A 15,142-nucleotide genomic window follows, 5' to 3' on the forward strand; every position below is an offset into this window, starting at 1 on the left:
AGGCCTGCGATCACTCGGCCGACGGAGCCTCGGTGGGCGGCACCAAGTCCTTCGGACGCGGGCTCAGCTCGTCGACCATCACCTCGATGACGGTGGGGCCGGAGCGCTTCAGGGCCTTCTTCAAGGCCTTGTCGAAGCCCTCGGGATCCTCCACCCGCTTGTGCTTCAGGCCCATGCCGTTGCACACCAGCTTCAGGTCTGGGGTGAGCAGGTCGACGGCGCGCTGCGGTGCGCTGCGGGCCTTCTGCAGGTTGCGCAGCACCCCATAGCCACCGTCGTTGAAGACCACCAGCACCACGTGCGGTGACTGCTCGGCGAGCACCGCCAGCTCGCCCAGGTAGACCTGCAGGCCCCCGTCGCCGACGATGGCCAGCACCGGGTCGTCCGGGCGGGCCACCCCGGCGCCGATCGCTTGCGCCAGCCCCTGCCCGATGCCACCGCCCGCGGCGAAGATGTTGTCGCGCGGATCGTAGGTCTGCAGCAGTCGGTTGCCCCACGAGCTGCCCGGCACCGTCACGTCACGCACCACGACGGCACGGCGGGGGAGCCGGGCCCGGATCGAGTCACAGATCTGCGCATAGGCGCCGATGTCGACGCGGTGGGACTCACGTGCCTGGCGCGCGGCGTCCTGCACCTGCTGCTTCCATTCGGGATCCACGCTGGTCTGGTCGAGCAGCTCGGTCAGGGCAGGAACCACCGAGCGCACATCTGCCTGCAGCGCCACCGTCGCGGGGAAGTTGATGCCGATCACCTCGGAGTCCAGGTCCACCTGGATGTGCTGCTCGGGCAGCGGAAGGCTGAAGTTGCGGGTCTCATTGCCACGCAGGTGGGAGCCGAGGGTCAACAGCAGGTCGGCCTGCTGCAGCAACGGCTCGACGGCTTCGTCGGCGGCAAAGTTGCCGATCAGCAGCTCGTGGTCCTCCGCGACGGTGCCGCGTCCATTGGTCCCGCTCAACACACCAGCACCCCACGCCTCGGCCAGCCGGGTGACGTCCTCGGCGGCCTCGCGCGCGCCGCCGCCCACCCAGATCAGTGGACGCTGCGCCTGCTTCATCATCGTGGCGGCACGTTCGACGTCGCGACGGGCCCCGGTGCGCAGCTGGACTTCGCGCTCGTCCACCTTGTTCTGCTCGTCGGGCTTGGCCAGGTACTGCAGGTCGATCGGCCAGTCGACGCTGACCGTTCCGGTGGGGGCGGTGGTCAACAGGCGGACCGCCTCGGTGAGGGTGGCGCGCGCCTGACGGGCAGTCTCCACCCGCAACGCATGCTGGCTGACGGCCTGCAACATCTGCAGCTGCCGTGGCACCTCGTGGTAGGCGCCCTTGCCCTGGCCGATCAGCTCGGAGGCCACATTGCCGGTCACGTGGAGCACGCGGCTGCCCGCCGTCAGGGCCTCCAGCATCGATCCGGCCGCATTGCCGGCGCCGGTGCCGGTGGAGGTGATGGCCACCCCGATGCCACCGGTGGCGCGGGCGTAGGCGTCGGCGGCATTGATCGCGGCCGCCTCGTGGCGCACCGGGACGAAGCGCAGGTCTCGCTGCACCGTCTCCACCAAGGGCAGGTTGTGGATGCTGATGACGCCGAAGGCCACCTCCACGCCGGCAGCGCGCATCACCTCCACCAGGATGTCGCCGCCGGTGAACTCGTCGGGGGTGAGGCTCTCTGCGGTGACCTGATGGGCCTCGGTGCTGGTGGGCATGCTGCTCATGGCGCGGTCCTCTCCTCGCTTTCCTCCCATGCTAGGAGTTGCGGCCCAACGGGCGTCTCGCCCCAAAGGGGGTGAGTGCTGCCGCGCCCCTTGGGATTCGCGTTCGGCGAAGATCGCGCACCATCCCTTGGAGGGGTCCGGCCTCGTTGTTAGCGTCAAGGCATGGCTACCAAGAAGATCATCATCGTCTCCACCGACTTCGGTGTCGAGCAGCCCGAGATCGTGGTGCCCGCCACCAAGCTCAAGGAACTGGGTCACGAAGTCGTCGTCGCCACCCCCTCCGGCGAGGACGTGCAGACCTTCGTCGGCGACAAGGATCGCGGCGAGGTCTTCCCCGTGGACGCCAAGCTCTCCCAGGCCAGCGGCCCCTTCGACGTCGTGGTGCTGCCCGGCGGCACCCTGAACTCCGACGCCGCCCGGATGGACCCCGAGATCCAGTCGATCGTCAAGAGTCAGGCCGAGGCCGGACGCACCGTCGCCGCCATCTGCCACGCACCTTGGGTGCTGGTGGAGACCGGCCTTGCCGAGGGCAAGACCCTCACCGGCTACGACTCGGTCCGCACCGACCTGAAGAATGCCGGTGCCACCGTCGTGGACGAGCAGGCCAAGGTGTGCACCGCCAACGGGTGGACGCTGATCACCTCGCGCAATCCCGACGACCTGGACGCCTTCGTCAAGGCCATCGACGAGGCCTGATCCCGTGCGCCTGCTCGTGACCGCCTTCGACCCCTTCGGCGGGGAGAGCGTCAACCCGGCCCTCGAGGCTGTCCGCGCGCTGCCCGCCGAGGTCGCGGGGGCGGAGGTGGTCACGCTGCAGGTGCCCACCGTCTTCGGGCGTTCCATCGACGTGGTCACCGCGGCCATGGATGAGCTGCGCCCCGACGTTGTGGTCTGCGTCGGCCAGGCGGGTGGCCGCCCCGACGTGACACCGGAGCGTGTCGCCATCAACGTCGACGACGCCCGCATCGGTGACAACGAGGGAAACCAACCCCTGGACGTGCCGGTGGTGGACGGTGGGCCGGCGGCCTACTTCTCGTCGCTCCCGGTCAAGGCGATGGTGCAGGCCATCCGCGACGAGGGGCTGCCCTCGTCGCTGTCCAACACCGCCGGGACCTTCGTCTGCAACCACCTGATGTACGGGGTGCTGCACCACATCGCGGCTCGTGGCGGCGGGGTTCGCGCTGGTTTCGTGCACGTTCCCTTCATCCCGGAGCAGGTTGTCGAGCGGCCCGGGGTGGCCTCCTTGGCGCTGGCCGACATCACTCGCGCCCTTCAGGCGACGCTCGCAGCCGTGGTGGCCCATGACCAGGACATCCAGTTGGTGGCCGGTCAGACCCACTGACCCCGGCCCCACTGAGCCCGGCCCAGCGTGATCAGACCTCAGAACTGAGCGGTTTTGCACCGACGTCGGTGCCGCTGCTGGTCGCGAAGTGGTCGCGATAGTCGCTTGGAGTGGTGTGCAGGTGGCGCCAGAAGGCGCGACGCAGGGTCTCGTCGGAGCCGAAGCCACTCAGCTGGGCGCTCTCGGTCACCGAGTGACCATCCAGCAGCAGTTGCTTGGCATGGTCCAGCCGCACCAACTCCAGCCAGCGGGCGGGGGTGGTGGCCAGCTCCTGCTGGAAGAGCCGGGTGAGTTGACGGCTGCTCAGTGCAACGGCCCGGGCCATGGAGTCCACGGTGTGGGGCGCCGCCGGGTCCGCCTGCACGCTTTCCATCAGCTCGCGCAGACGTGCATGGGTGGTCACCGGGGTGCGCAGCGACGTGGAGAACTGCGCCTGCCCGCCCGAGCGATGCAGGAAGACCACCAGTTCCCGGGCGACCCGCCGGGCACACTCTGCACCGAGATCGGTCTCCACCAAGGACAGGGCCAGGTCGACTCCGGCGGTGATCCCGGCCGAAGTCCACACCGGCCCGTCGGCGATGTGCAGCACGTCCGCCTGCACCCGCACCTGGGGGTGCAGCTGGGCCAGCTCGTCGGCCTGGCGCCAGTGCGTGGTGGCCCGGCGCCCGTCGAGCAGTCCGAGGGCTGCCAGCACGAAGGCGCCGGTGCAGACCGAGGCCGCCCGCTACCGCGAGCACATCATCACCCGTCCGTTGCAGGTCTCGAACCATCCCGAGGTGATCCGACGGGTGGGACTGATCGCCACCAACGGCATGATCGAGGCAGACCTGTACGGCCATGTGAACTCCACCTGCGTGGCCGGTTCGCGGATCATGAACGGCATCGGTGGCTCGGGTGACTTCACCCGCAACGGCTACATCTCCTCGTTCATCTCCCCGCCGGTGGCCAAGGATGGCGCCATCTCCGCGATTGTGCCCTTCGCGAGCCACATCGACCACACCGAGCATGACGTGATGGTGGTCATCACCGAGCACGGCTATGCAGACTTGCGGGGCCTGGCACCGCGGGAGCGGGCACGCCGCATGGTGCAGGTGGCCCACCCGGACTACCGGCCGCTGCTGCAGGACTACCTGGAGCGCGCCGAGGCCGCCAGCGGCAAGGCCATGCACGAGCCCCATCACCTGGCCACCGCGCTGGCCTTCCACCAGAACCTGAACGAGACCGGTTCGATGCGCGGCTGACCAGCCGATCCCCGACACGGCAGGAAAGGACACCATGACCGAGACCATCGCCGGAATCACCATTCCCGACAGCACCTTGGCCCGCGAGGCCACGGAGCTGGTGCGCGACGCGACCACCGATCTGGTCTACCACCACAGCCGCCGCACCTTCCTGTTCGCCTCATTGCGTGGCCAGGAGCGTGGGCTGCAGTGGGATCCAGAGCTGCTCTACGTGGGCGCGATGTTCCACGACCTGGGTCTCACCGAGCGCTACCGCACCGACGACCAGCGCTTCGAGATCGACGGCGCCGACACTGCGCGAGACTTCCTGCAGCAGCAGGGAATCACGGCCGAGAAGGCCGAACGGGTGTGGGCGTCCATCGCCCTGCACACCACGCCCGAGGTGCCGATGCACATGGCGCCGGAGATCGAGCTGGTCAGCCGTGGCGTCGAACTGGACGTGATGGGCGTCGGCTACGACGCCATCAGCGACGAGCAGCGCGCCGCAGTGGTGGCCGCCCATCCGCGGCCTGACTTCAAGAACGGCATCCTGGCCGCCTTCACCGAAGGCATCAGGCACCGGCCCCAGACCACCTTCGGGAATGTGAAGGCCGACGTCCTGCAGCACTTCGTCCCCGGCTTCCAGCGCACGGACTTCGTCGAGGTGATCCGCGCTTCCGACTGGCCCGAATGACCCGTGACCACGGCACGGCGACGCTCAGGTGCCGCTGATTGCGATGTGGGCACCGATCGTCGACGGGGTTTCGAGCACCTGCAGCATGAAGGCGGCCACGTCGCCGCGGGGGATGCTGCCGTGCAGCACGCCCAGCTCGTCGTCACGCAGGGCCTTCCACCGTCGAGTGGCCGGCTTGTTGGTGAGCCCCGCGGGGCGCACGATCGTCCAGTCCAGGCCGGAGGCGCGCACCACGGCCTCTTGCGCGTCGTGGTCGGCCAACGGCTGCTTCAGCACCAATGGCGTGAGCTGGCGCAACGGAACCGGCAGCTGACGAGCCGAACCACCCGCGCCCAGGGAGGTCTGCACCACCAGGCGCCGCACACCGGTCTGCTTCATCGCCTGCACGACGCTGGCGGTGACCTGGGTGCGGGCCCTGGGGGATCCCTTGGCGCCGCCGACGGTCACCACCACCGCATCCGCGCCGGCAACCGCCTCTCGAGCCACGGCCGGGTCAGTGGCGGTGCCGGTGACCACGGTCGTTCCCACAGGCCCATTCCCGGAGCGGGAGAGCACGGTCACCTCGTGCCCGGCACTGACGGCTGCCTCTGCCAACGCCCGGCCGGTTCCCTGCGACCCACCCACGACGACGATCTTCACGAGGACTCCCTTCACGACGATTGCCCCTTCCAGTCAAACACGATCGCCAGGCAATCGGGGAGGCCGAGCGGGCGAGGTGGCCAGGCGGGTCAGGCAGCCACCATCGCCTGCCACCGCAGGGTGCCAGACTGTGGTCATGATCACCCCTGACGAGACCCAGACCCCGCTGGCCGCGAGCGTGGCGGCCTTCGCCCTAGCCTGGTACGCGATGCCAGACGTGGTGCGTTCACGTCGTGCACGGACCCTGCTCAAGACCGGCCTGTCGATCGGTGGTGTGGCGCTGGGCTGGGCACTGGCCGGCGATCTTCCCGACGACGAGCTTCCCGACGAGCAGGAACCCGGAGCTGAGTCGGCCGAGTCGACCACGTCGGGGTTGACCGCCACCCAGCTGGCCGCCGGGGCCGCGCTGCTGGGTGCCAGCATCTGGGGCAGCGTCGTCGTCGAGAAGAAGATCTTCGCGCGGGGAGAACGCCGTCGCGCCGAAGGCGTGCGCGGCGCCCACACCCGGATGGCCGTGGCGGCTGCGGCTCTGGCCGGTGCTGCGGCGCTGGTGCCGGACTGAGCAGGCCGGTTCAGCCGCGCTGGTCGCGCAATTGTTGGGCGGCCTGCGTGAGACCCGGACGGTCGTCGGTGACCGTGGCCAACAGCAGCGCACCGTCCACCTCGGGAGCGGTGGCCGTGCGCAAGACCTCCGCGGCGCGCGCGGAGAAGTCCTGCCCGGTGCGGCGCTCCACGGTGCCGTAACGGCTCGGGTCTGCGAAGGCGACCAGCACCTCGGCCGCATGCGACCGCACGGCTGCGTCGTCGTGGGCGAGCGCCCGGCCCAACGGATCGATGGCGGCCGCACCATACTGGAGCAGGGCCCGGGTCAGTCCGTGGCGCAGTTCGGCCTTGTCTGAGCCCAAGTGCGCCAGCAGAACCGTCAGACCCTCGTCGGTGGCGATGCGTCCCAGCGCCCACCACGCCTTGGCTGCGACCACCGGGTCGGTGCTGGCAGCGTGGGGGAGGATCGCCCCCACCGTGGTCGGGTCGCCGATCTTGCTGAGCGCGTGCAGGACGGGTTCCCGCGGCAGGTCGCCCTGCAGCGCAGCCACCAGCACGGGGGTCGCGGCCACCGGTTGGGCCACCACGGCCCACACCAGGGTTTCGCGCACGAAGGGGTCGGGTTCGCTGGCCATGGCCCAGACCAGCCGCTCCTGCACCGAGGACGTGTCCACGGTGCCCAGCACCAGGGCAGCTTGCTGCCGCAGCTGGGCATCATCCGAGGCGAGAGCTTCCATGGCGCGGGCAAGAGTGGTCACCCCGTCAGGCTACGCGTGCGGCCAAGTGCTGCGGGTAGCCTCGAAGCCAGACCGATGTGTCGGGCAGGGAGGTCAGGATGAACAGGAATCGTGTGCTGGCGGTCGTCGCATGCCTGCTTGCGCTGCTCGTCGGGCTGGTGGTGGGCCGTGGTGTTCCTGCACAGCTGTGGCCGTCGATCTTCGGCCAGAGCGAGTCGCCCTCCACCACCGAGGTGGTTGAGGCGGTGCGCACCGAGGAGCAGGTGGTGCTGGTGAGCCTTGGAGTGCAGGGGATCGCCTCCGACCAGGTGCAACGCAGCATCCGCGGTATCGAGATCCCCGGCACCGAGCGTGTGCAGTTCGTGCAGTACTCCTACCGGGCCAAGCTGGGGCTGGACGGCAGCCGAGTGGGCATCACGCAGAAGGGTGAGAAGTCCTACGAGATCACGTTGCCCGAGTTCATCTTCATCGGCCACGACGAGGCCAAGTTCTCCACCGCAGTGGAGAAGAATGGTGTGCTCAGCTGGTCGACCCCCAAGATCGACACCGCCAAGATCGTCGAGGACGTGCTGGACGGCCAGGCCAAGCAGGAACAGGTGGAGGCCAACCGGGAACTGCTGGAGCAGCAGGCCGAGACCTTCTACTCGGGCATCGTGAAGGCCGTGGAGCCCGAGGCCCAGATCACCTTTCGGCACTCGCACAGCTAGGTCCCCGACGCGTGGCGTCTCCTCGGATATCGTGACGGGTCACGCACGAGACTCGACGACGAGGAGACCCCGATGGCGGACGACGACGCTGTCGTGAAGGACTGGCACCCGCATTCGATGCCGGGTGACCACCTGCACAACCTGGAGCCCGACCCACGCCGCGGGGAGGAGATCAATCAGCAGTCTCCCGGCGAGCGCGCGCCCGCGGTGGAGGAGAAGACCAACCGGTTCCGCTGGGCCGGCCTGGTTGCGGGCCTGCTGGCTGCGGCGGCCGTCTATCTGGCCATGGGGAGCGTGGCCCACTCCGCGAAGCTGACCGCCGCGACCGCGGTTCTGATGGGTGTCTGGTGGATGACCGAGGCCCTTCCGATTCCGGCAACGGCGCTGGTGCCGCTTGTCGTTTTCCCCAGCCTCGGCACGGACGTGTCCTTCAACGACGTCGGGGCCTCCTATGGCAACAGCATCATCTTCCTGTTCATGGGCGGATTCCTGCTGGCACTGGCCATGCAGCGCTGGAACCTCCATCGCCGCATTGCGCTGCACACGGTCCGCGCCATGGGTACCAAGCCGTCGATGGTCGTTGCCGGTTTCATGATTGCCACGGGCTTCCTCTCGATGTGGGTCTCGAACACCGCGACGGCGGTGATGATGCTGCCCATCGGCGTCTCGGTGCTCATGCTCGTCTCCGACCTCGTCGGGGAGGACAACGGGGGCGCTGGCCAGGATCCCGAGGAACTGGCCGCTGACGCGAACCGAGGTGTGCGTCTGCTCGACTGGGACAGTGCCGTCCAGCTTCCTTGGGGTGTGCTGCTGCTGTTCGGGGGCGGCCTGGCGCTGTCGAGCCAGTTCAGCTCGTCCGGCCTGACCGAATGGATCGGCGCCCAGGCCCAAGGGCTCGGTGGGCTGCCCGCCATCGCACTGGTGGCCGTCCTGGCGATGGTCATCCTCTTCCTGACCGAGCTCACCTCGAACACCGCCACGGCCGCCACCTTCCTGCCCGTCGCCGGCGGTATCGGCCTGGGGCTCGACCTCGACCCGATGCTGCTGACGATCCCCGTCGCCCTGGCCGCCACCTGTGCCTTCATGCTGCCGGTGGCAACCCCGCCGAATGCCGTTGCCTACGGCTCGGGTTATGTCGCCATCCCCCAGATGGTCAAGGGAGGTCTGTGGCTGAACCTGATCGGCATCGTGCTGATCACCCTCACCACCATGACCTTGGCCGTGTGGGTCTTCCAGATCGTCGCCTGATCATTCGGCGCCGGGGTGGCGGCCGAGAATGGCGTGTTGTCGCGCACGTGCGTGTGGGCCCTAGAATTCGTCCATGATTCGCACCGCCATCATTGGCTACGGAAACCTTGGACGCAGCGTCGAGAAGGTCGTGGCAGACCAGCCCGACATGGAGTTGGTTGGCATCTTCTCCCGGCGTGACTCGCTCGACACCACGGCCCGGGTGCTGCCCGCCGCCGAGGTGGAGAAGTATGCCGACGAGGTCGACGTCCTGTTCGTGTGCCTGGGGTCGGCCACCGACGTGCCCGAGCAGGCTCCGGCGCTCGCCCGCCACTTCACCACCGTCGACACCTATGACAACCACCACGAGATCCCCAAGCACCGCGCCGCCATGGATGCCGCGGCCCGCGAGGGTGGCACCATCGCCATGATCTCCACCGGCTGGGACCCCGGCTTCTTCTCCCTCAACCGCGTGCTGGGCACGGCCGTGCTGCCGGGCGCCGACCAGATGACCTTCTGGGGCCCGGGGCTCAGCCAGGGCCACTCCGACGCGGTGCGTCGCGTCCCCGGTGTGAAGAAGGGCGTGCAGTACACCGTCCCCAAGCAGGAGGCCATCGACGCGGTCAAGCGCGGCGAGGCTGCGGGTCTCAAGGGCAACGAGTGCCACCTGCGGCAGGTCTACGTCGTCGCGGAGCAGACCGGTGACGAGGCGGCCGACGAGGCCACCCGCAACAGCATCCGCGAGGCCATCGTCACGATGCCCGACTACTTCGAGCCCTACGAGACCACCGTCGAGTTCATCAGCGAGGAGGACTTCGACCGCGACCATCAGGGCATGCCGCACGGCGGACAGGTCATCACCCGCGGCAAGGCAGGTACTTCGGGTCACGTCATCGAGTTCGGCCTGCAGCTGGAGCGCAATCCCGACTTCACCGCCGCGATGCAGGTGGCCTACGGCCGTGCCGCGCACCGGATGAAGGCCAACGGCGAGGTGGGTGCCCGCACCGTCTTCGAGGTGGCGCCCTACCTGCTCTCGGTCGAGCCGCTGGACGACCTGGTCAAGGACAAGCTCTGAGCAGTGCTCCTGGCTCTCCAGGAGTCTGGTTGACAGGCGCTGCGTCGGCCCCGGTGGGCTGGCGCAGCGCCTGCGTGTGGTGGCGGTGGCGATGCCGCCACCGACATGACATGGTTCTTGCGGCAGCCAGCTCCCGACACCTGCCCGGTCTGCCGATCACCCCGAGGAGCCAGCATGACTGAGCCAGGCAGCAGTTTCGACACCCAGCGCAAGGACGCCGTCAGGCCCAGCCACTCGCGGGCCTGGACGGTGGCCCAAGGATTTGCCGCGGTCTACCTGATCGGCCTGGGGGCCTTGCTCGTCGTCTTCGGACAGGCCGACGACTCGCCCGGGCTGGGCGGCCTGGGCCTGATCAATGCCGTGATCGGCGTGGTCATGCTGGTGCGCACGGTCCGCGGCGCCGCCGGCTGACCGAATCCCGTACGAACCGAGCCCGTACGAGCTGGACTCGTACGCAAACAGAGAGATTCCGGCTCCTCATTGCCATGGTGGCAGTCAGGGGCGGTCATCTCTCTGTTTGCGGCAGTGACCGAGGTTTGGCGGGGCGTCAGACCCCGACTGACCAGTCCTCCACCAGGCCACGCGCATAGGCGGCTTGGCCCAGGTGGGCCGCGGCGTCGTCTACGATGCTGACCAGGCGCACTCCACGGCTGACCGGAGGTTCCCAGGACTCGTCGACGATCTCGTCCAGGTCTTTGGGACTGAGCGTGGCGATGTGGTCGACGAGGGCCTCGGTGCAGGTGGCAAGATGGTCGCGCAGCGCCTGGGCGGAGGAGACGCGCAGCTGCGAGACCGCCTGTGGGGAGTCGCCCAGGCCGAAGTCGTCGGGACCACGGTCGACGCCCAGCCGGGAGCCCCAGTCCTGCGACTCCCACACGGTGGCACCGCCGGTGAGTTCGGCCAGCTGCACGTCCATCTGCCTGGCGGCATGCCAGACGAGCCAGGCGATGGGATTGCCCACCCTGCCCGGCCTGGTGTGCAGCGCCTCGGGGGAGAGGTGGGGGTTTCGCGCTAGCTTCTGGCTAGGAGTGGGACAGCCTGTTCTCATCGTGTTTCCCATCAGCCCCCGCTGGGTTTCCCAAGACCTGCGGGGCGGACGTGGACGAGCCGCTGGCGCAGGCTGCGCTGTTCGGCGGGACTGCGCGGGCGCCACTGACCAGTTGAAGAACCCGGAAGGCTTCACACAGTGCCCTGCGCTCCCCTCCGCGCCAGTCCCGAAGGACATCAAGCTGGGGACCGCGCTTGGCCCTGGAGCAACCGAAGTGCTCACGCCAGAGCTGCGCTCACAACTGGCAAAGGTGCTTGAGAAGAAGAGCAGCAAGATTCCCTCCTCCGCCTACGCCGTTCGATACCTCGACACCGGAAGATCGTCCTGATCAATCGGGGAGGGGCCAGTGTCGGCACCGTCGCGGAAGACATGACTCGTGGTGCTGCGACTTCTGGCAGCAGCAGCGATGGACGAGTGCATGCCTTCGGTGTCAAGGATGAAGTCAAGAGGATCATCAAGGCGTGCCTTGGCGTCGGTGTCGTATCCGGCATGACTTTCGAGCAGTTGGTCCAGTGGCTGGCCACGCCGCAGAACGCGGCGAAGTTCGTCATTCGTCGAATCGGCCTCGCGGCTGCAATCGGTTGCATCGGCGGTGTCATCTTCGAGTACACCTAGGCTTTAGACCGACGGGAAATGAGAGAGAGGACCTCAATGTCCAAAGTCAGTGAAGTGCTCGGAATGACGCAGACCAAGTACTTGGACGGCTTCAAGCGCAATGAACGGGCAGGAGCCATGCCGACCTGCACCCGGTGCGGCGCACTCGTGGCCTTCGAGACTCAACAGCAGCACCTCGCTTGGCACGAGGATCTCCAACGCCATTGGGAGACAACACCCGTGAGCGACTCGTAGAAGCTCGCAGCCAAGGACGTGTGGGGGATCGGAGACGGTCCCCCACCGACGTCCTGTGCGTCGGGACCCTGCGGAGGATTCACTTTGTGGGAAACCCCCGAGCCGCCGTGGGAAAGAGCCGGCGGCTGGCCGGTGGGATCCAGCCATACGGGTGGTGCGCCACCAGTAGCCCTCGTGATGCGCTTTTCCTGCCTTCAGTAGATCCCGTCCATCGGCATCGAGCCCCGCGGTGACGGAACCGCTGGATGGTCGACATGAAAGCGGAATGACATGATCGCTGTTCGCGCAATCCGTGGCCTCGTGGTCTACATCGGAGCGTGCCTCGTGACCTTCGTCATCCTACGAATGACCCGGTTCGGTGTCACGCAGCTGGAGTTCTTCGGGCTGGCTGCAGTGGTGTCGATCCTTCCGTTCTGGATCGTTCGGCGGTGGGTTTCCGGCGCAAGCCTGAACGGATCCTCGCGTAGAACGCGGGCCTGAGCAACGTGCGTCATGGTGGCACCACGAGGATGCCACCACGACGCACGTCCGTGAAACCCCGCAACCGGGCCGTGTCGGCACAGTGCGTTCGTGCAAACCCCCATCGTTGAGTCCCCTATCCTCGTCGTCGGCCCCTCGTCCACCGAGCGAACGCGTCAGCGCCCGTGAACTGGTCTTCGGCACCGGCTTGCCCGTGTGCACGATCGAGCTGCACGGCTCGGGGAGCCAGTACCGCCGCGCCGGCGTGGAGAACATCGAAACCCTCCCCGAGGCCGTCGAACGCTGCCAGCAGCTGCTCGGCAACACCCCGGCCAACCCTGTCGTCCTCGTCGTGGAGCACGATCCGCTCAACGACTCCTCCGACCTTGCCCCACTGCTGTCCTCGCTGCTGACCGCGGGTCGCTCGCTGGGGGTCTGCCTGGTCATCGTCGGTGACGAGGGCACCATCGGGCACCTGGCGCGGCTGCAGGCCGGCCGGGTCGTCGACGAACGGCCCCAGAAGGCGGCCTGAGCCATGGCGATCGAGTCCCACACCCTGCGCCTGCCGGCCACCTACAACCCGGCCAAGCACACCCGGGCGGTCCTGAATGCCGCGGTGCAGAAGAAGCTCGGCACCGACTGGCAGGTCGAGACGGTCGACCCCGAGGCCGGAACCAAGTTGTCCGACGGCGACCGCATCGCCGCCCGTCAGGCCGAGCTCAACCCCGGCTGGTTCCTGGTGAAGTTCAACCCGCACGTCGGCACCGCCATGCTGGCCAAGCTCAACGAGGCCGAGTTCCGCTGCCGCGAGGCCGTGGCCCAGGCCATGCGGTGCAAGCCCTGGGACGTCCAGGTGCAGCAGCGCCCCGACGGCGGGTTCAACCTCCAGCTGCCCGGCACCTACACCCCCAGCCAGCACGATGCGAAGCTGCAGGAGGTCGCGGAAGGTATCGTCGGCAAGTTCGGCTGGTACATCGAGGTCAACCCACAGACCTTGGTGGCCCAGATCATCCCGTCCGACCCGCCGACCTTCCCCAAAATGGTTAAGCTGCCCATCTCCAAGCTCGGCAAGGGGTCGATGATGAAGACCCCCTTTGGCGTGAAGCTCCCCGAGGTCGGGCAGGCTGGCAAGTTCGAGACCGTCTACGTCGACTGGAAGGCATCGGCCTGGGCCCTGCTGGGCGGCATGCCCGGTGCCGGCAAGTCGGTGTTGCTGTTCGCCCTGATCAGCGACCTGTTGTCCAATGGTTCCGAACTGGTCATCATCGACGACCCGGAGAAGTCTGCCGACTTCGACGACTTCAAGAAGTTCGTCCGCCCCGGTGGCTGGGGCTGCACCGGTTTGCGATCATCCATCACCGCCTTGGCGCTGGTCAACGAGGAGTTGAACCGGCGCGCCGAGTGGATGCGCGAGAGGGGTTTCAAGAACTGGCTCGACATCCCCGACAAGGATCGGTTCCAGCCCATCACCATCGTCGTCGACGAGATCGAGGCCCTTCTGGTCACCGAGAAGCTGCCGAGGTCTCGCAGCACCACGTCGGCAGTCTGCACGGGGCGTTGGGCAGCGTCGGTGAGAACAGCACGATGGTCCATGCAGCCAGTGTGCCTGTCGGGGCCCTGCCGTGGCAGGGTTGATGGCATGACTGTGCGCCGTGCCGTGGCCGAAGACGTCATCGAGATCATCGAACTGATCCAGGCGCTGGCCGACTACGAGAAGGAACCCGACGCGGTCCGCAACACCCCCGAGAAGCTCCACGCCCTGCTCTTTGCCGAGCACCCGGCGATCTTCTGTCACGTGGTGGACGCGCCGCCGGGGTCTGGGCACCGCATCGACGGCTTTGCGCTGTGGTTCCTGAACTACTCCACCTGGGAAGGCACCCACGGCATCTACCTGGAGGACTACTTCGTGCGCCCCGAGGCGCGCGGCAAGGGGCTGGGGAGCCAGCTGCTGGCCAGCCTGGCGGCCGTGGCCGCCGAGCACGGTTATGCCCGGATGGAGTGGGTGGTGCTCAAGTGGAACCAGAGCGCCATCGACGTCTACCAGCACATGGGGGCCGTCGCCCTGGACGAGTGGGACACCTACCGGCTCACCGGTGAGGCGCTCACCGAGCTGGCTGGACGCGGCCAGCTGCCCACATGAGTCGAGCACCCGGAGCTGCTCCCACTGGTGAGTTGACTCGGCATCGTGCACCAACGAAGGTGGTCCGCGTGCCTGGCCTCGACGAATCCCCCCGATGCCCGGCGCTGTTGCTGGTTGGAGCCATCCTGGCCGAGGTCACGGGTTCGCTCTCCCTCAAGGGCGCCGTGGACCGTCCTTGGCTCTATGCCGTCGTGGCGGTGGCCTATGCGCTTGCCTTCACGCTGCTGGCCTGGACCTTGCGCACGGGAATGCCGCTCGGAGTGGCCTACGGCGTGTGGGCCGCGTGCGGTGTGGCCCTCACCGCGGTGTTGTCCAACCTGCTCTTCGCGGAACCGATCAGCCTGGTGATGGGTCTGGGCCTGCTGCTGGTGATGGCCGGTGTGCTGTGCGTCGAGCTGGGGGCCCGTGGCGGGCAGGACAGGGCCGGGACGTGAGCGTCTGGGCCCTGCTGGCCGGGGCGATCCTCACCGAGGTGCTGGGCACGATCGCCATGCGGTTGGCCGTCGACCGCAAGCCCTGGTACCTGGTGACCGCACTGGGTTATGGCGCCGCCTTCACCTTCCTGGCCTTGGCGCTGCGTGCGGGCATGCCCCTGGGCATGGCCTACGGGATCTGGTCGGCCAGCGGGGTTGCACTGACGGCACTGCTCAGCAGGGTGCTCTTCGGGGAGAGGTTGACCCGAACGATGGTGCTGGGAATCACGCTGATCATGGCAGGCGTGTTGCTGATCCAGCTGGGTGCCACCGCCTGAGCT

General features: G+C 67.9%; 18 protein-coding genes and 1 pseudogene. 14 read left to right on the plus strand and 5 right to left on the minus strand.

Translation table 11 applies throughout. The features are described from left to right. Nucleotides 1-10 precede the first annotated feature (10 nt). Nucleotides 11-1,708 (minus strand): thiamine pyrophosphate-binding protein, encoded by a 1,698-nt coding sequence (locus tag ACOAMO_RS08550; protein ID WP_420174384.1) that lies wholly within the window; start codon nt 1,706-1,708, stop codon nt 11-13. Nucleotides 1,709-1,870: 162 nt separating this feature from the next. Between ACOAMO_RS08550 and ACOAMO_RS08555 the strand changes: the two genes are divergently transcribed. After that, nucleotides 1,871-2,404 (plus strand): type 1 glutamine amidotransferase domain-containing protein, encoded by a 534-nt coding sequence (locus ACOAMO_RS08555; RefSeq protein WP_420174385.1) that lies wholly within the window; start codon nt 1,871-1,873, stop codon nt 2,402-2,404. A gap of 4 nt (nt 2,405-2,408) precedes the next feature. Further along, nucleotides 2,409-3,050: a pyroglutamyl-peptidase I gene (gene pcp / locus ACOAMO_RS08560; protein WP_420174386.1), complete on the plus strand. Its 642-nt coding sequence runs from the start codon at nt 2,409-2,411 to the stop codon at nt 3,048-3,050. Nucleotides 3,051-3,081: 31 nt separating this feature from the next. Here pcp and ACOAMO_RS08565 read toward each other — a convergent pair whose 3' ends face one another. Further along, nucleotides 3,082-3,744: a GlxA family transcriptional regulator gene (locus ACOAMO_RS08565; RefSeq protein WP_420174387.1), complete on the minus strand. Its 663-nt coding sequence runs from the start codon at nt 3,742-3,744 to the stop codon at nt 3,082-3,084. A gap of 22 nt (nt 3,745-3,766) precedes the next feature. On the opposite strand from ACOAMO_RS08565, the pseudogene ACOAMO_RS08570 reads away from it, so the two are divergent. Both ACOAMO_RS08570 and ACOAMO_RS08575 read left to right on the plus strand, forming a co-directional pair. Further along, a pseudogene (locus ACOAMO_RS08570) lies at nt 3,767-4,291 on the plus strand (acetyl-CoA hydrolase/transferase C-terminal domain-containing protein); the annotation flags it as partial. A 34-nt stretch (nt 4,292-4,325) separates the two neighbouring features. Continuing rightward, nucleotides 4,326-4,964 (plus strand): HD domain-containing protein, encoded by a 639-nt coding sequence (locus ACOAMO_RS08575; protein WP_420174388.1) that lies wholly within the window; start codon nt 4,326-4,328, stop codon nt 4,962-4,964. 24 nt (nt 4,965-4,988) lie between these two features. On the opposite strand, the gene ACOAMO_RS08580 is transcribed toward ACOAMO_RS08575, so the two are convergent. Beyond that, nucleotides 4,989-5,603: an NAD(P)-dependent oxidoreductase gene (locus tag ACOAMO_RS08580; protein WP_420174389.1), complete on the minus strand. Its 615-nt coding sequence runs from the start codon at nt 5,601-5,603 to the stop codon at nt 4,989-4,991. A gap of 136 nt (nt 5,604-5,739) precedes the next feature. Between ACOAMO_RS08580 and ACOAMO_RS08585 the strand changes: the two genes are divergently transcribed. Continuing rightward, complete coding sequence (locus tag ACOAMO_RS08585; protein WP_420174390.1) at nt 5,740-6,165, plus strand: hypothetical protein; 426 nt, start codon at nt 5,740-5,742, stop codon at nt 6,163-6,165. 10 nt (nt 6,166-6,175) lie between these two features. Here the strand turns inward: ACOAMO_RS08585 and ACOAMO_RS08590 are convergent, their stop codons facing one another. Then, a complete protein-coding gene (locus ACOAMO_RS08590) occupies nt 6,176-6,904 on the minus strand; it encodes a HEAT repeat domain-containing protein (protein ID WP_420174391.1) in 729 nt (242 codons plus the stop codon). Nucleotides 6,905-6,981: 77 nt separating this feature from the next. On the opposite strand from ACOAMO_RS08590, the gene ACOAMO_RS08595 reads away from it, so the two are divergent. The 4 genes from ACOAMO_RS08595 to ACOAMO_RS08610 all read left to right on the plus strand — a co-directional run bounded on the left by ACOAMO_RS08595 (nt 6,982) and on the right by ACOAMO_RS08610 (nt 10,303). After that, on the plus strand, nt 6,982-7,590 hold the full coding sequence (locus ACOAMO_RS08595; protein ID WP_420174392.1) for a hypothetical protein: 609 nt from the start codon (nt 6,982-6,984) through the stop codon (nt 7,588-7,590). A 72-nt stretch (nt 7,591-7,662) separates the two neighbouring features. Beyond that, nucleotides 7,663-8,838 (plus strand): SLC13 family permease, encoded by a 1,176-nt coding sequence (locus ACOAMO_RS08600; protein ID WP_420174393.1) that lies wholly within the window; start codon nt 7,663-7,665, stop codon nt 8,836-8,838. A gap of 73 nt (nt 8,839-8,911) precedes the next feature. After that, nucleotides 8,912-9,892 carry a diaminopimelate dehydrogenase gene (locus ACOAMO_RS08605; RefSeq protein ID WP_420174394.1) on the plus strand — a complete coding sequence of 327 codons (981 nt, stop codon included), beginning with the start codon at nt 8,912-8,914 and terminating at the stop codon, nt 9,890-9,892. A gap of 174 nt (nt 9,893-10,066) precedes the next feature. Beyond that, entirely contained in the window at nt 10,067-10,303 is a 237-nt protein-coding gene (locus ACOAMO_RS08610) for a hypothetical protein (protein WP_420174395.1), read from the plus strand. 136 nt (nt 10,304-10,439) lie between these two features. On the opposite strand, the gene ACOAMO_RS08615 is transcribed toward ACOAMO_RS08610, so the two are convergent. Beyond that, complete coding sequence (locus ACOAMO_RS08615) at nt 10,440-11,117, minus strand: DinB family protein (protein ID WP_420174396.1); 678 nt, start codon at nt 11,115-11,117, stop codon at nt 10,440-10,442. Nucleotides 11,118-11,309: 192 nt separating this feature from the next. Between ACOAMO_RS08615 and ACOAMO_RS08620 the strand changes: the two genes are divergently transcribed. The 5 genes from ACOAMO_RS08620 (at nt 11,310) to ACOAMO_RS08640 (ending at nt 15,139) form a co-directional block, all read left to right on the plus strand. After that, nucleotides 11,310-11,555, plus strand: coding sequence for a hypothetical protein (locus ACOAMO_RS08620; RefSeq protein WP_420174397.1), 246 nt, complete (start codon nt 11,310-11,312; stop codon nt 11,553-11,555). A gap of 820 nt (nt 11,556-12,375) precedes the next feature. Continuing rightward, nucleotides 12,376-12,780, plus strand: coding sequence for a hypothetical protein (locus tag ACOAMO_RS08625; RefSeq protein WP_420174398.1), 405 nt, complete (start codon nt 12,376-12,378; stop codon nt 12,778-12,780). Nucleotides 12,781-12,783: 3 nt separating this feature from the next. Beyond that, nucleotides 12,784-14,388 (plus strand): GNAT family N-acetyltransferase, encoded by a 1,605-nt coding sequence (locus tag ACOAMO_RS08630; RefSeq protein ID WP_420174399.1) that lies wholly within the window; start codon nt 12,784-12,786, stop codon nt 14,386-14,388. 68 nt (nt 14,389-14,456) lie between these two features. Continuing rightward, a complete protein-coding gene (locus ACOAMO_RS08635; RefSeq protein WP_420174400.1) occupies nt 14,457-14,822 on the plus strand; it encodes a DMT family transporter in 366 nt (121 codons plus the stop codon). Then, nucleotides 14,819-15,139, plus strand: coding sequence for a DMT family transporter (locus tag ACOAMO_RS08640; RefSeq protein ID WP_420174401.1), 321 nt, complete (start codon nt 14,819-14,821; stop codon nt 15,137-15,139). The genes ACOAMO_RS08635 and ACOAMO_RS08640 overlap by 4 nt, the downstream gene beginning before the upstream one ends. Nucleotides 15,140-15,142 lie beyond the last annotated feature (3 nt).

The organism is Luteococcus struthionis (genome assembly GCF_048595755.1).
GTDB lineage: Bacteria > Actinomycetota > Actinomycetes > Propionibacteriales > Propionibacteriaceae > Luteococcus.

Bases quoted from the DNA above. Each gene is read 5' to 3' on its own strand.
- ACOAMO_RS08550 (WP_420174384.1), bottom strand. From the start codon at position 1,708: ATGAGCAGCATGCCCACCAGCACCGAGGCCCATCAGGTCACCGCAGAG.
- ACOAMO_RS08555 (WP_420174385.1), top strand. From the start codon at position 1,871: ATGGCTACCAAGAAGATCATCATCGTCTCCACCGACTTCGGTGTCGAG.
- ACOAMO_RS08575 (WP_420174388.1), top strand. From the start codon at position 4,326: ATGACCGAGACCATCGCCGGAATCACCATTCCCGACAGCACCTTGGCC.
- ACOAMO_RS08585 (WP_420174390.1), top strand. From the start codon at position 5,740: ATGATCACCCCTGACGAGACCCAGACCCCGCTGGCCGCGAGCGTGGCG.
- ACOAMO_RS08595 (WP_420174392.1), top strand. From the start codon at position 6,982: ATGAACAGGAATCGTGTGCTGGCGGTCGTCGCATGCCTGCTTGCGCTG.
- ACOAMO_RS08600 (WP_420174393.1), top strand. From the start codon at position 7,663: ATGGCGGACGACGACGCTGTCGTGAAGGACTGGCACCCGCATTCGATG.
- ACOAMO_RS08605 (WP_420174394.1), top strand. From the start codon at position 8,912: ATGATTCGCACCGCCATCATTGGCTACGGAAACCTTGGACGCAGCGTC.
- ACOAMO_RS08610 (WP_420174395.1), top strand. From the start codon at position 10,067: ATGACTGAGCCAGGCAGCAGTTTCGACACCCAGCGCAAGGACGCCGTC.
- ACOAMO_RS08615 (WP_420174396.1), bottom strand. From the start codon at position 11,117: ATGTCCTTCGGGACTGGCGCGGAGGGGAGCGCAGGGCACTGTGTGAAG.
- ACOAMO_RS08620 (WP_420174397.1), top strand. From the start codon at position 11,310: ATGACTCGTGGTGCTGCGACTTCTGGCAGCAGCAGCGATGGACGAGTG.
- ACOAMO_RS08630 (WP_420174399.1), top strand. From the start codon at position 12,784: ATGGCGATCGAGTCCCACACCCTGCGCCTGCCGGCCACCTACAACCCG.